This window comes from Streptomyces sp. NPDC037288 (genome assembly GCF_055603265.1).
In genome coordinates, this window is the sequence record NZ_JBVJVY010000021.1 from 92995 (window position 1) to 105906 (window position 12912).

A 12912-nucleotide genomic window follows, 5' to 3' on the forward strand; every position below is an offset into this window, starting at 1 on the left:
CCCAGTTGAACGGTCAGGGAACGGCAGACAACAGCCGTTCGCCATGCCAATAGACGATAAATTCCCCAGTTCAGTAAGGAAGTTGACGACACATCAGCTATCGGAATCGGGCGAAAGCCGCATAGCCGCGTTCTCAGAACGCCGCCCGTACCCCTCCCACCTCGCGTCCCCCGCCCAGCACCGGCGTACGGCCGACGCGGTCCACGACCGGTTCCGTCACGCCCATGAGACGCAACGCGCGGGCGAGGACCGGGCCGAGGGCCCGGACGCCGCCGTCATCGATCTTGAGGGCCAGCGAGCGGCCGTCGGGCAGTGCGAGAGCCTGGACGGCTTCCGCGCCCACCTTGGACAGAACGCCGGGTATCTCCGCCATGAGCCAGGTGTCGTGGCGGCGGGTGCCGGCGACGTACTCGGGGTGGGCGCGCATGGCGTCGGCGACCCGCCGTTCGGGCGTTCCGGGCGCGGCGAGGACGTACGAGCGGAAGGCGCGGGCGAGCCCGGTCAGGCTGATCGCCATCAGTGGCGCCCCGCAGCCGTCCACACCGACAGCGGCCACCGGCTCGCCGGCCGCCTCTTCCACAACCGTGCGGATGAGCAGTTGCAGCGGATGGTCCGGGTCACGGTAGGACTCCAGCGGCCAGCCCCGGAGCGCTGCGGCGGCCAGCATCGCCGTGTGTTTCCCGGAGCAGTTCATGGCCACGCGGTCGGGCCGGCCGCCCGCTGCCAGGTGGGCCTCCTGCTCCACCTGGTCCAGCGGGAGGGCGGGCGGGCACTGCAGGTGCTCCGGGGTCAGTCCCTGCTCGTTGAGCATCGCTCGCACCAGGTCACGGTGGAAGGGCTCGCCGGAGTGGCTCGCGGCCGCCAGGGCCAGCCGCTCTCCCGCGAGGTCGAGACCGGCCCGCAGCACGCCCGCCGCCTGCATCGGCTTGTTGGAGGACCGCGGGAAGACAGGGGACGTCACGTCACCGACGGCCAACTCCACCGACCCGTCAGCGGCGAGCAGCACGACACTCCCCCGGTGCCGCCCTTCGACGAATCCGGAGCGGACGACCTCGGCGAGGACCGGGTTGCGGTCGCCTGAGGGGGTGGCCGCGGCGGGCTGAGGCATCGTCAGGTCACCTTCCGGTGGGACATCGGCTCGCGTCACGGTACCCACGGGCCGGCCACGGCGCCGCGGGGCAACCCAGCCGTTCGTGCGCGGCTTTCCGTGCCCCCGCCGCAGGACGTCGACCGGGCCGTCGACCTGTCGACGTGTGGACCGGGCGGGCGTCGAGGAACTCGGGGACCGCCGGTACGGCGAAGGGGGTCGCCCGAGCCGGGCGGCCCCGTCCGTGTTCGCGCCGCGGCCGTCGCGGCTCAGTTCAGCGTGAGGGCCGCGGAGTCGTCGCGCCCGTTCGGGTCGAACGCCGGCCGGTGGGAGTGGGACGGATCCGGGCCCCAGACCACCTGGACGCTTCCCTTGGCATGGGCGACCACTTTGTCGACCCGCAGGGTCAGGGTGAAGTCGGTGATCTTCCCCTTGGGCAGGACCAAGCCCGACGGGGCGCAGACGTACGGGCCGTGAGCCTCGGCCGTCGGATTGTTCACCTGCCATGGACCGCAGTGGGCCGAGTGGCCGACCGCGGTGGTACCGGTCGGGAGCGTCACCCAGACGGTGGGCACTCCTTCACCGCCGCTGCGGTCGTACAGCGTCGCCGGACCGTTCGCGGACAGGCGGAAGGCGAAGGTCGCGTTCTTGCCCTGCCCGGCTTGTGCGGTCGCGCCGGTGACACCGAAGTCGGCGGTGTTGCGGGCCTTGAGGGAGGCGATCCGGTAGTCGGTGACCTCGCCCGTCTGCGGCAGGGAGACGGAGCCCGCCGGAGCCGAGGACCGCCGGCCGGCCTTGATCACCTTGAGTTTGAGCGTGGCACCGTTGCCCCAGGCCCACTTGATGCCCTGCCCGTCCGGCCAGCCCGGCTGGCCGAGGGGCGCGGTGCGGGTGTCGAGGTAGGTGTACAGCGCCGCCGAGTTCACGCGCAGCCGCACCGGTGCGGCCAGTGCCGCCGTCTCTGCGATGCCGATCGCGCCCTTGGGATAGCACTCCGCGAAGTGGATGGTGCCGTTGGATCCGTACCTGCAGTTGGCGTAGTGGTCGGCGAAGTCGAGGCCGGGTGAGGCGGCCAGGACCGTCTGGACGCCCTTGGCGGGCCGGTTGCCCACGTTGCTGAACCGGACCGGTTCGGACACCGTGCTGCCGACCCTCAGGTCGGTGTGGTCGGTGAGTTCGCCGAGGCCGAAGGAGGGGCCGCCCACCTCGACCTTGCCGGTGCCGCCCACGATCTGCGCGTGCGCGGACCGCCCGGTGACCTTGTACGTGCCCGCCGCACCGAGCGCGGCGCCCTTGAGCGGGGTCAGGGTCAGCCCGGTCGTCGCGCCCATGTGCGTGGTGGGAGAGGAGTCGGACGCGAACCACTCCGAGCAGGTGGCCACCAGACCCTTGACCGTGCAGTTGTCCGAGAACGTCACCTTGGCGATCTTCGACAGGCCCCCGGCGTCCACGGTCAGGATGGCGTCGTCCGCCTGGAGGTTCTTCGCCTTGGTCCGGAAGTCGAAGTGCACGTCCGCGGTGGCGGGCGCAGCCGGCAGGGCGACCGGCGCCGGGGCCTCCAGGGTGATCACCGGCTGGCCGGTGACGGCACCGGCCGGGGCGGCGCCCAGCAGGGCCGCGGCCAGGCCCGCGGCGGACATGAACACCGTGGCCGTACCGGTGAGGGATCTTCGTCTCATCAAAGTCCTTTGGTCAGAAGGAGGTTCACGCGCATGGACTGCGCGATCAGGGGGACCCTAGCCCCTGGACACTCCGCGCTCACCACCGGTAGCGCTCCGCACCGTGTTACGCCCCTGTGACGCTGAACGGACGATTCGAGAATCATGGCCTGTCAGGCTCGTCTTCGAACAGAGCGGCAGGCGGTCGCGTGGCCTTCAGCGACCAGGACGACGCCGGAGCGGCTCTGGCGCAGCTGCACCCAACGACCTGACCTGTCGACGTTCCTGGGGGAATCCCGCCATGACCACCCGTACCCGCACCATGGCCGCCGCCATCGCCGTGGCCGCTGCCGTCACCGGCTCGGTGCTGCTGGGCGCCTCGGGCGCCGCCTCGGCCGCCACCAGCGCCTCGCACGCCACCCTGACCATCAGCAACGGCACCAAGTACGTGCTGATCGGCGCGCACAAGGTGAACTTCGGAGTACCCGTCCGGGATCTCGCCTGGTCCCCGGACGGCGCCAAGGCCGCCTTCGTCGACGGCTCCGGCAACCTGGACATCGCCAACCCCGACGGCAGCGGTCGCGTCGTCGTCGCCAAGAACCCCGGAAACCAGAACTGGTCGCACCCGACGTGGCAGGTGACCGCGAAGGACACCCAGAACGGCATCCCCGCCAAGGACAACCTCATCTTCGCGGCGCGCGCGAACAACGTCTCCCGGCTGAAGGTCATCTCCGCCAAGGCCGTCCACGGGACGCCCAAGACGCTGTCCCTGTACGGCGAGCCCGGTCCGGACGGTGCCCTTCCGCAGACCGGCAACGTCTGGCCGAACGCGGCCGGCCACTACGGCACCGCGGTGTACGCCAACGACCACACCGGCGACGTCTACATCCGGGACGACTACCTCCGCCAGCAGGGCAGCAAGCTCACCAAGGGCTCCCAGCCGGACCTGTCCCCGAACGAGGAGGAGGTCGTCTTCGTGCGCTCGGTCGCCGGCCACGACCACGTGCTGGTCGAGGACTTCACGCACGGCAACCACATCAAGGACCTCACGCCGCACGCCACGACCGACTACACCGAGCCGGCCTGGTCGCCCGACGGCAGGACCCTCGCGGTGCGCACCCCGTCCGGCACCGTGACGCTGCCGGCCGACGGCACGGGCCACCCGACCAAGGTCACCTCGACGGTCGGCCTGGCGTCGTACCGCCCCTGACCCCGGCCTGCGGGACGGGCCGGGCGCGTCCGGGGCGCGAAGCGCGGGTCACTTCGCGATCCGGGCGAGCTCGGCCCGCAGTTCGTCCAGGTGCGCGTCGGACGTGTCGTGCGGCAGGAACTCGACGACGTCGAGGAACCGGAAGAGCACCCGGCCGGCGGTGACGGCGTACTCGTACTCGCCGAATCCCACCACCGCGCCCATGGCGCCCCGAACGGCGCCGCGGACCACATGGGAGGTCATGTCGTCCGGCTCCTCCGCGGACATGCCGCGGCGGGCGTTGGGGCGGGCCAGATAGGGGCAGACCATCGAGGCGTACAGCATGCACGCACGGTGCCCCGGTCCTTCGAGGGTCGGCGCAAGATTGCGGTAGGGCAGCCCGGCGGCCAGCGCCTCCCCGATCGCCGAGCTCTCGGCTGCGCCCACCACACGCCACACCGGCCCCTGCGGCATGCCCTGGTTGCACACCGAGCACAGACGCTTCCTCGCGCACACGGCGCTGCGCTCGTAGTCGGTCAGCGCGAACTGGGGTTCCTCGCCTTCCCAGGGAGTGATCGCCGGCACCGGATACCCACGAGCGTCACGGGGTCGTGCCTCGACCGCCGCCGGCATGGGAACACTCTCGAATCGCACAGGCCATGCCTACCAGGCCCGACGGCCTGCGGCCAAGGCCACGGGAGACGACCGCCGGGGACGGACGGCTGGCGAGGATCAGTCCGTGAACGCCTGTTTTCCCACGGTTGGCTACGCCGTATGAACCTCGCGGATGACATGCGTTCGCCGGAAGCCGGCCCTGACTCCGGGGGGTGCGGGGGTGCCGCCCCGGTTCACCGGTGGCGGCACGGTTCCGGCCCCTCGGGGCCCCGCCCCGTCTCCGGGCCGCCCCGTGGGATCCGTCTCAGGTCGGTCATCAGCGAGTCCAGCCACGACACCGTCGCGTAGTACAGGCGCGGCGCGCCGGGCGGCTCGGTGCCGGGCTCCTCGAGAGCCGGATCGACCAGCGGGATCTGCGCGGTGGGAGTGTCCGCTCCGGGATCCAGGGCCGCCGACACCAGCAGCATCCGCCCGGCCACCCGCTCCCCCAGCCCGCTGACGGACCCGGCCGCCGCGGGGCCCAGTCCGGTCAGCGGCGGTGTCAGCAGCCGGTCGGACCCCCACAGGGTGTGGTGACCGGCCATCAGCGCGGCCTGCCAGTCCACGGTGCGCAGCCCGGCCCGGCGCGCCCTGCCGCCGAAGGGCGTCGGCTCGCTCTGGAACTGCGCGTACGCGGACTCGGCGAGGATGATCGCGCGCTGCAGCGACCGGTGACCGGGTACGCCCGAGGAGGCGGCCACCGCACCGCCGCCCGCCACCGAGGCGCCGGTCGCCACCACGATCTCGGCGGCCCGGCGCAGGAGTTCCGCCGCAGCATGGCGCAGCTCGTCATGGGCGCCGCGCGGCCAGGCCAGCAGTCCGAAGACGGCGCCGATCGCGCTGCCGACCAGCACGTCCAGCATCCTGACCTCCGCCAGTCGCCAGGTCGGTGGGGCCAGCTGCGCGAAGACCAGCGCCACGAGCACCGTGAACAGGCCCTGCGCCCAGCCGACGCCCTTGACCGGACCGGCCGTGAAGGCGAACAGCATCCACACGGGGAGTACGACGGCGTAGACGGCGGTGTCGGTCCCGGCGAGGCTCAGTACGCCGGCCGTGACGAGGGCTCCCGCCAGGGTGCCTGCGAGTGCCAGACGGATGGTGTGCCAGGTCTCGTCCATGGTGGTGCGGGTGAGGGTGAGCGTGGCCAGCGTGGCCCAGAATCCATGGGGCAGTGTGTCCACCCCCGCGACGAGCCGGGCGGCGGTCAGGGCCAGGGCGATGCGGACCGCGTTCTGGAAGAACACCGATCCGCGCCCGGCATGGCCCCGCACCCGGTGCCACCACAGCATCGGCGCCCAGGTTCTGGCGTACCAGAAGCGGCCGCGCGGAGTCCCCACCGGGGCGCGTCTGCCGTGGACCGCCAGATCGGCCGCCGTCGCCATGGCGAGCGCGGCATCGGCGATCTCCAGGACGGCGGCGTGCCGACGCAGTACGGCGGGCGGGAATCCCGGCGCGCGAGCGGTTCCGGGCACGGAATTCCCGGCGGGAGGCGGGTCGGCGGACGCGGAACTCCCGGCGGGAGACGAGTCGGCGGACGCGGAACTCCCGGCATTCAGGCCGGCGGACGCCGGATCCCCGACGGGAACCGGGCCATCGGACGCGGAGTTCCCGGCAGGAGGCGGGTCGGCGGACGTGGAATTCCCGGCGGGAGGCGGGTCGGCGGACGCGGAACTCCCGGCAGGGTCCAGGCCGGCGGACGCCGGATCCCCGACGGGAACCGGGCCATCGGACGTGGGGGTCCCGGCGGGAGCCAGACCGGCGGGAGCGGAACCCCCGGCGAGATCCTGGCCCTCAGATGCCGGATCCCCGGCGGCGGCCGGGTCCGCGGACGCCGACCCCCCGGTGGAGGCCAGGCCTGCGGGCACGGGATCCCCGGCAGGGACCGGGCCGGCGGACACCGCCGACAAGTGCGCACGCGTCCTGACCAGGTCCTCGTACGGCGCCACCGGCGACGACCCGGCGTTCAGGCAGGTCGCGGTCGCCGTGGCCAGTCGTGCCACGGCCTGCAGCACGGCGGTCACCTCGGGGCCCGGGTGCCCGCCCGGCGCGGCGGGCAGTTGCACCAGGCGGCTCAGGAGGGTGCGCGTAGCGAGGCCGGTGTGGGCGAGGGCACGGTCGCGCACCCCTGGTCCGGCCGGGCGTTCCGCCTCCGGCACGGTCAGGGACCGCAGTGACCGGCTGGTCTCCCAGGCGGCCCGGATGTCCGGGTCGGTCAGGGCGTACGGCGGTGCCGCGAGGAAGGTCGCGCAGTGTGCGGCGGCGCGCGCGGCGTGGGTGGCCCGTGCCCGGTAGGACGGCGGACCGGGCTCGGGGAGGATCAGTGCCTCGGCGGCGATGAAGAGGGTCAGTCCGGTGGTCGTACCGATCAGGCGCTCGGCGAGCGTGCCGGGAGCGTACGGCGGGAAGGACGGGAGGATATAGAGGAGTTGCAGGCCCGGCGCCGCTCCTGCCGGGCGCGGGCCGCCCACGGCGGAGAAGGCCAGGGCGAATCCGACCACCAGCATGCCGACGACGGCGCTCCAGGTCCGCACCGACAGAAAGGTCCCGACCACGACCAGCAGCCAGCACACCGGGAGCAGCCGCAGCACGGTCGCGGCTCGCTGCCGGCCGGTGCCCGGGATCTTGGCGAGTCCGCCCAGGGCCACGGCGGCGAACAGGGCGTACGTGGCCGCCACGGGACGATCCAGGCCGTAGCGGAAGAGGTAGAAACCGGCCGCGGCGACCAGCGTCACGCGTACCGCCCGGCGGCCCGAGGCGGCGTAGTCCGCCGGAATCCGACGGGCTGGGACTCGACCCACCCCTCCAGAATCGCCCACCGCCGATCGCCCGGCACGCCGCCACCGGGCCCGCCGTCGGGAGGCGAACCCCGGCGGTCCCGTCCAGTCGGCGTGTCACCCCAGGGTGAAGCGGATCGGTGTGCCCGCCGCGGCCTGGGCGGCCGCCGGGAGGGCGGGCTCGGCGACCACGCCGATCACCGGGTAGCCGCCGGTCGTCGGGTGGTCGTGCAGGAACACCACCGGGCGCCCGTCCGGAGGCACCTGCACGGCGCCGAGGACCATGCCCTCGCTCGGCAGCTCGCCGGCCGACACCCGCTCCAGCGACGGTCCTTCGGTGCGCAGGCCGATGCGGTTGCTGTGCTGCGACACGCGATACGTCGCCGAGGTGAGGGTGCGCAGCGCGGCGGGTGTGAACCAGTCGGCGCGGGGGCCCAGGCGCAGCGGCAGGGTCAGTTCGTCGGGCGGCGCCGGCCAGGGAGCGCTGTCGGGCAGCGCCGGCTGCCGGGCGGGAGCGCCCAGCGGGAGGACGTCCCCGTCCCGCAGGGGTGCCGGGCCGAGTCCGGACAGCAGGTCCGTCGCACGGCTGCCGAGAACGGACTCGGCCGCGATGCCGCCGGCGACGGCCACGTAGGAGCGCACGCCCGCCGTCACGCCGCCCACGTTCAGGACGGCGCCCGCGGGCACCCGTACGGGCAGCCCCCAGACCGCCGGCCGGCCGTCGACCGTCACCGGGCAGGGCGCGCCGCCGACCACGACGGTCAGGCCGTGGTCGGGGCGCAGGGCGCAGCCGGTCAGGGTGGTCTCCAGGACGGCGGCGTCGGGGGCGTTGCCGAGGAGCCGGTTGGCCAGGCTCATGGCGGGGGCGTCCAGCGCGCCGGAGCGGGGCACGCCCAGGTGGGCATGGCCGCGCCGGCCGCGGTCCTGGACGGTGGTGAGGGCGCCGGAGCGTACGACGGCGAGCTTGACGGTCATGGCGTGCCGTCCTCGGCCACGAACCGCACCCGCGTTCCCGGCGTGAGGAGAGCCGGTTCCTCCCGGGTGAGGTCCCACAGCGGGGTCGGGTCCGGCATGGTCCCGATCAGCTGCCAGCCGCCGGGAGTGACGCGCGGGTACACGGCGCTGTAGGTCCCGGCGAGCGCGACCGCGCCGGCCGGGACCCGGGTGCGGGGTGTGTCGCGGCGCGGCACGTGCAGCTCGGGGGGCAGGCCCGTGAGGTAGCCGAAGCCGGGGGCGAAGCCGCAGAAGGCGACGCGGTAGGTGTACGAGGAGTGGCGGGTGGCGACCTCGTCGGCGCGGACGCCCCACAGAGCGGCCACGCGGGCCAGGTCCGGGCCGTCGTAGCGCACGGGGATCTCCACCAGCGCCCCGTCGTCGGCCGCAGGGGCGGACAAGTCCCAGTCGGCGATCCGGCGGGCCAGTTCCTCCGGGTCGGTGACACCGTCCAGGAGCAGGGTCCGCGCGCCCGGCACGATCTCCTCGACCGGCGGCAGGGTTCCCGCGGCACGCCGACGCAGGAGTTCGGCGTGGAGGGCTCCGGTGCGCTCGGCGTCGGGCAGTTCGACGAGCAGGGCGTGCCGCCCGGCCGGACGCACCTCGACGGACCGGTTCTCGGTCACGCGCCCCTCGACGGACCGGTTCTCGGTCACGCGCCCCTCGACGGACCGGTTCTCGGTCATGCGAATGCCCTCACCTCGACGCCGGCCGTGTCGAGTGCCTCACGGACCCGCGCGGCGATCCGGGCGGCGCCCGGGGTGTCGCCGTGGACGCACAGCGAGCGGGCGGCCACCGGGACGGTCGTACCGTCCACGGCTTGTACGGCCCCGTCCACCGCGAACGCAAGCGCACGCCGGACCACCGCGTCCTCGTCGGTCACCACAGCGCCCGGTTCGCGGCGTGGCACGAGCGTGCCCGCAGGGGTGTAGGCGCGGTCCGCGAAGGCCTCCGGTACGGCGGTGAGGCCCGCCTCCTCGGCGGCGGCGAGCAGCCGTGACCCGGGCAGTCCGAGCACCGGCAGCGCTCCGCCCGCCAGGCGCACGCCGGCCACCACGGCCGCGGCCTGCTCGGTGTCGTGCACGGTGCGGTTGTAGAGCGCGCCGTGCGGCTTGACGTAGGCCACCTCGGCCCCGGCGGCCTCGGCGAAGACCCGCAGCGCCCCGATCTGGTAGGCGACCTCGGCCGCCAGTTCGTCGCCGGGCACGTCCATGGCGCGGCGGCCGAAGCCGGCCAGGTCGCGGTAGGAGACCTGGGCTCCGATCCGGACGCCGCGTTCGGCGGCGTGGTCGCAGACGCGGCGCATCACCGAGGGATCGCCGGCGTGGAAGCCGCAGGCGACGTTGGCGCTGGTCACGACGGAGAGCAGGGCGTCGTCGTCGGTGAGGGTCCAGCGGCCGAAGCCTTCACCGAGGTCTGCGTTGAGGTCGATCACCTCTTCAACGTAGGCGATTGTTGAACGATCCGACAAGGGATGGATTTTGCGACGACCTCTTGTTCGATCGTTGAACGATCCTCTAGGGTCCCGGGCATCCTCACGGATTCGGCCCCCCGGATCCGCGCCGCTCGGGCGTCCCGCCCGCTCACGCCTAAGGCAACCGCATGATCGTGGTGATCCTCGGATTCGTCACGCGCCGCAATCCCGTCCTCGTGGTGGGCGTCGCCGGTGTCTTCACCGGGCTGGTCGGCGGAATGAACCCGCTGGAGGTCCTCGCGGCCTTCGGCCGGTCCTTCGCCGACAGCCGCTCGGTCACCGTCTTCGCCGTCGTGCTCCCCGTGATCGGCCTGCTGGAACGCTACGGCCTGCGCGAACAGGCCCGCAGGCTCATAGGCCGGCTCGGCGGCCTCAGCGCCGGCCGGTTCCTCACCGTCTACCTCCTGATCCGCCAGGTCACCGCCGCGTTCGGCCTCAACAGCATCGGGGGTCCCGCCCAGACGGTGCGGCCACTGGTCGCGCCCATGGCCGAGGCCGCCGCCGAGCGCACGGCGGGCGCGGCGCTGCCGGAGCACGTGCGGGAGAAGGTGCGTTCCTACGCCGCGTCCTCGGACACCGTGGGCCTCTTCTTCGGCGAGGACTGCTTCATCGCGATCGGCTCGATCCTCCTGATCACCGGCTTCGTCAACTCGACGTACCACCAGAACCTCGAACCGACCCAGCTGGCCCTGTGGGCGATCCCGCTCGCCGTCTGCGCCTTCCTCGTCCACGGCGCCCGTCTGCTGCTCCTGGACCGGCAGTTGCAGCGGGAGATGGCGCTCGCCGCCGCCGAACACGACCTGCCGCTTCCGAAGGAGAACAGCAAGTGATCAAGGCCGAGTGGCTCTACTGGCTGGTGGGGCTCGTCTTCGTCGTCATGGCCGCGCAGATGGCCGCCGACCGCAGTAACCCCAAGCGGTGGACGTCCGCCGCGTTCTGGGGCCTGCTCGGGCTCACCTTCCCCTACGGCACCGGCGTCGCCAACGCCACCGCGAAGAACGGCGGCTGGACCCTGCCCGCCGAACCGCTCGGCGTCGCGGTCCTCGCCCTGATCGTGCTCGCCGGATTCAACTTCCTGGGCAGGGGCACCCCGGTCACCAGCACCACCGAGGAGCGCGAGGCCTCCGCGACCCGGCTCGGCAGCAGGATCTTCGTCCCCGCCCTGACGATCCCGCTCGTCGCCATCGTCTGCGCCTCGTTCCTCGACACGTCCGGCCTGTTCGAGACCGGCAAGGCCACCCTCCTCGGGCTCGGCGTCGGCTGTGTCGTCGCCCTCGTCGTCGGCATGCTGGTCACCGGCGAGCGGAAGCTGTCCGTACCGCTCCACTCCGGCCGCTCCATGCTGGAGGCGATGGGGTACGCCCTGCTGCTGCCCCAGCTCCTCGCCGTGCTCGGCTCGATCTTCGCGCTGGCCGGGGTCGGCACCCAGGTCGGCAAGATCGTGCACGAGGTCCTGCCGGACAACTCGAAGTACCTCGCCGTCCTCGCGTACTGCGTCGGCATGTTCCTGTTCACGCTGATCATGGGCAACGCGTTCGCCGCGTTCCCCGTGATGACCGCGGCGATCGGCTGGCCCGTTCTCATCGAGCAGATGCACGGCAACCCGCCGGCCGTCCTCGCGATCGGCATGCTGGCCGGATTCTCCGGCACGCTGTGTACGCCGATGGCCGCGAACTACAACATCGTCCCGGCCACCCTGCTCGAACTGAAGGACCAGTACGGCCCCATCAAGGCACAGATCCCGACGGCTCTCCCGCTCCTGGTCTGCTCCACCGTGATCATGGCGCTGTTCGCGTTCTGAGCGGAGCTATGCCCCTCGTCCAGAACGACGCCCTCGTGGAGGAAGTGCCATGACCCGCGTGCTCATCACCGGTTTCGCCCCGTTCGACGGCCAGCAGGTCAACCCGTCCTGGCGGGCCGCGTCCCTGGTGGCCGCCGAGCCTCCGGCCGGGCTCACGGTCACCGCCACCGAACTCCCCTGTGTCTTCGGCGAGTCCGTCGACACCCTGCGCGACGCCGTCCGCGCTTCGCGCCCCGACCTGATCCTGTGTCTGGGCCAGGCGGGCGGCCGCCCCGGCGTCACCGTCGAACGCGTCGCCATCAACGTCGACGACGCGCGCATCCCCGACAACGCCGGCAACCAGCCCATCGACGCGCCCGTGGTGCCGGGCGGCCCCGCCGCCTACTTCTCCACCCTCCCCATCAAGGCCTGCGTCGCCGCACTGCGGGCCGCCGGTGTGCCGGCCGCCGTCTCCCACACGGCCGGCACATTCGTCTGCAACCACGTCGCGTACGGCCTCGGCCACCTCATCGCCACCCAATTCCCGCACGCCCGGGGCGGTTTCGTGCACGTGCCCTGGGCGCCGGAACAGGTCACCGACGGCACCGCCCCGGCCCTGGAGCCCACCACGGTCGCCCGCGGACTGCGCGCCCTGCTGCTCGCCGCCGCCGGCACGCCCGCGGGCCACGACCTGAAGGCCACCGAGGGAGCCACCCACTGACACCGCTCACCGCGCACGCGCCCTGCATCCGGGCTTCCGCAGCGTCTGTCCACGGGCACGCGCCGGTCCACATGCACTGGCTGCCGACCGCCGCGGCGGAGCAGCCGCCCCCCACGCACGGCGCCGGTCATCGCCGTACTCGACAGACGCCGCGGGCGCCCGTCGGGCCGAGGCGCCGGCACCGACCGTCGCCGCCGTCGACACCCCGCTCACCGACTGGCTCGACCGGTTTTGCCCGCGCTGCGCTCGATGAACGCGAGGACTTCACGACCGGCCACCGGCTGGCCACCTTCGCCGCCTCGGCCCTCGACGCGGGACGTGGAGCAGCCCCGGTCGGTGTGTCCTGCTGACGCGTCCGCGTGTCGTGGGCCGTGCCCACCGCGCGTCGCTCAGCCGTTCAGGACTCTCTCCCAGGAGGTCCCGGGCCCGATCCGTCTTCGAGCGCACATCCCTGGCCGTCCTCAGCGTCAGGGTCAGGGTCAGTGTGCTTCGGCCTTGTCACGGGGCATCACCACCCACTTCTCGCCGTCGGGGCCGGAGGCACCCGCGACGTAGACCTTGCCGTCCGCGAAGGTCTCCTCG

11 protein-coding genes are annotated in these 12912 nt (G+C 73.0%); 4 read left to right on the top strand and 7 right to left on the bottom strand.

Features of this window, described 5'->3' with window-relative positions:
• Nucleotides 1-133 precede the first annotated feature (133 nt).
• Both ACZ7GZ_RS23415 and ACZ7GZ_RS23420 read right to left on the bottom strand, forming a co-directional pair.
• Nucleotides 134-1108 carry an asparaginase gene (locus tag ACZ7GZ_RS23415; RefSeq protein WP_471027073.1) on the bottom strand — a complete coding sequence of 325 codons (975 nt, stop codon included), beginning with the start codon at nucleotides 1106-1108 and terminating at the stop codon, nucleotides 134-136.
• A 248-nt stretch (nucleotides 1109-1356) separates the two neighbouring features.
• On the bottom strand, nucleotides 1357-2766 hold the full coding sequence (locus tag ACZ7GZ_RS23420; RefSeq protein WP_471027075.1) for a hypothetical protein: 1410 nt from the start codon (nucleotides 2764-2766) through the stop codon (nucleotides 1357-1359).
• Between the two features lie 280 nt (nucleotides 2767-3046).
• Here ACZ7GZ_RS23420 and ACZ7GZ_RS23425 point away from each other — a divergent pair, with 280 nt between their 5' ends.
• Nucleotides 3047-3955: a TolB-like translocation protein gene (locus ACZ7GZ_RS23425; RefSeq protein WP_471027077.1), complete on the top strand. Its 909-nt coding sequence runs from the start codon at nucleotides 3047-3049 to the stop codon at nucleotides 3953-3955.
• Nucleotides 3956-4003: 48 nt separating this feature from the next.
• Here the strand turns inward: ACZ7GZ_RS23425 and ACZ7GZ_RS23430 are convergent, their stop codons facing one another.
• The 5 genes from ACZ7GZ_RS23430 to ACZ7GZ_RS23450 all read right to left on the bottom strand — a co-directional run bounded on the left by ACZ7GZ_RS23430 (nucleotide 4004) and on the right by ACZ7GZ_RS23450 (nucleotide 9790).
• Nucleotides 4004-4567 carry a hypothetical protein gene (locus ACZ7GZ_RS23430; protein ID WP_471027078.1) on the bottom strand — a complete coding sequence of 188 codons (564 nt, stop codon included), beginning with the start codon at nucleotides 4565-4567 and terminating at the stop codon, nucleotides 4004-4006.
• 215 nt (nucleotides 4568-4782) lie between these two features.
• Nucleotides 4783-7386: an FUSC family protein gene (locus tag ACZ7GZ_RS23435; protein ID WP_471027080.1), complete on the bottom strand. Its 2604-nt coding sequence runs from the start codon at nucleotides 7384-7386 to the stop codon at nucleotides 4783-4785.
• Between the two features lie 93 nt (nucleotides 7387-7479).
• On the bottom strand, nucleotides 7480-8337 hold the full coding sequence (locus tag ACZ7GZ_RS23440) for a 5-oxoprolinase subunit C family protein (RefSeq protein ID WP_471027082.1): 858 nt from the start codon (nucleotides 8335-8337) through the stop codon (nucleotides 7480-7482).
• Nucleotides 8334-9041: a 5-oxoprolinase subunit B family protein gene (locus ACZ7GZ_RS23445; protein WP_471027084.1), complete on the bottom strand. Its 708-nt coding sequence runs from the start codon at nucleotides 9039-9041 to the stop codon at nucleotides 8334-8336. The genes ACZ7GZ_RS23440 and ACZ7GZ_RS23445 overlap by 4 nt, the downstream gene beginning before the upstream one ends.
• Nucleotides 9038-9790 (bottom strand): LamB/YcsF family protein, encoded by a 753-nt coding sequence (locus tag ACZ7GZ_RS23450; RefSeq protein ID WP_471027086.1) that lies wholly within the window; start codon nucleotides 9788-9790, stop codon nucleotides 9038-9040. Before ACZ7GZ_RS23450 ends, ACZ7GZ_RS23445 begins: the two co-directional genes overlap by 4 nt.
• 167 nt (nucleotides 9791-9957) lie before the next feature.
• Between ACZ7GZ_RS23450 and ACZ7GZ_RS23455 the strand changes: the two genes are divergently transcribed.
• From ACZ7GZ_RS23455 to pcp, 3 genes are read left to right on the top strand one after another with little or no spacing between them, the layout of a single operon-like run.
• Nucleotides 9958-10659, top strand: a complete 702-nt coding sequence (locus ACZ7GZ_RS23455) for a DUF969 domain-containing protein (RefSeq protein WP_471027088.1) — start codon at nucleotides 9958-9960, stop codon at nucleotides 10657-10659.
• Nucleotides 10656-11630 carry a DUF979 domain-containing protein gene (locus ACZ7GZ_RS23460; RefSeq protein WP_471027089.1) on the top strand — a complete coding sequence of 325 codons (975 nt, stop codon included), beginning with the start codon at nucleotides 10656-10658 and terminating at the stop codon, nucleotides 11628-11630. Before ACZ7GZ_RS23455 ends, ACZ7GZ_RS23460 begins: the two co-directional genes overlap by 4 nt.
• Nucleotides 11631-11679: 49 nt before the next feature.
• The gene (gene pcp / locus ACZ7GZ_RS23465) at nucleotides 11680-12330 is read left to right on the top strand and encodes a pyroglutamyl-peptidase I (protein ID WP_471027091.1); all 651 of its coding nucleotides are present in this window, start codon (nucleotides 11680-11682) and stop codon (nucleotides 12328-12330) included.
• The last annotated feature ends 582 nt before the right edge of the window (nucleotides 12331-12912 follow it).

Coding starts and splice junctions, on each gene's coding strand:
- ACZ7GZ_RS23455 (WP_471027088.1), top strand. CDS start 9,958: ATGATCGTGGTGATCCTCGGATTCGTCACGCGCCGCAATCCCGTCCTC.
- pcp (WP_471027091.1), top strand. CDS start 11,680: ATGACCCGCGTGCTCATCACCGGTTTCGCCCCGTTCGACGGCCAGCAG.
- ACZ7GZ_RS23415 (WP_471027073.1), bottom strand. CDS start 1,108: ATGCCTCAGCCCGCCGCGGCCACCCCCTCAGGCGACCGCAACCCGGTC.
- ACZ7GZ_RS23440 (WP_471027082.1), bottom strand. CDS start 8,337: ATGACCGTCAAGCTCGCCGTCGTACGCTCCGGCGCCCTCACCACCGTC.
- ACZ7GZ_RS23425 (WP_471027077.1), top strand. CDS start 3,047: ATGACCACCCGTACCCGCACCATGGCCGCCGCCATCGCCGTGGCCGCT.
- ACZ7GZ_RS23430 (WP_471027078.1), bottom strand. CDS start 4,567: ATGCCGGCGGCGGTCGAGGCACGACCCCGTGACGCTCGTGGGTATCCG.
- ACZ7GZ_RS23445 (WP_471027084.1), bottom strand. CDS start 9,041: ATGACCGAGAACCGGTCCGTCGAGGGGCGCGTGACCGAGAACCGGTCC.
- ACZ7GZ_RS23420 (WP_471027075.1), bottom strand. CDS start 2,766: ATGAGACGAAGATCCCTCACCGGTACGGCCACGGTGTTCATGTCCGCC.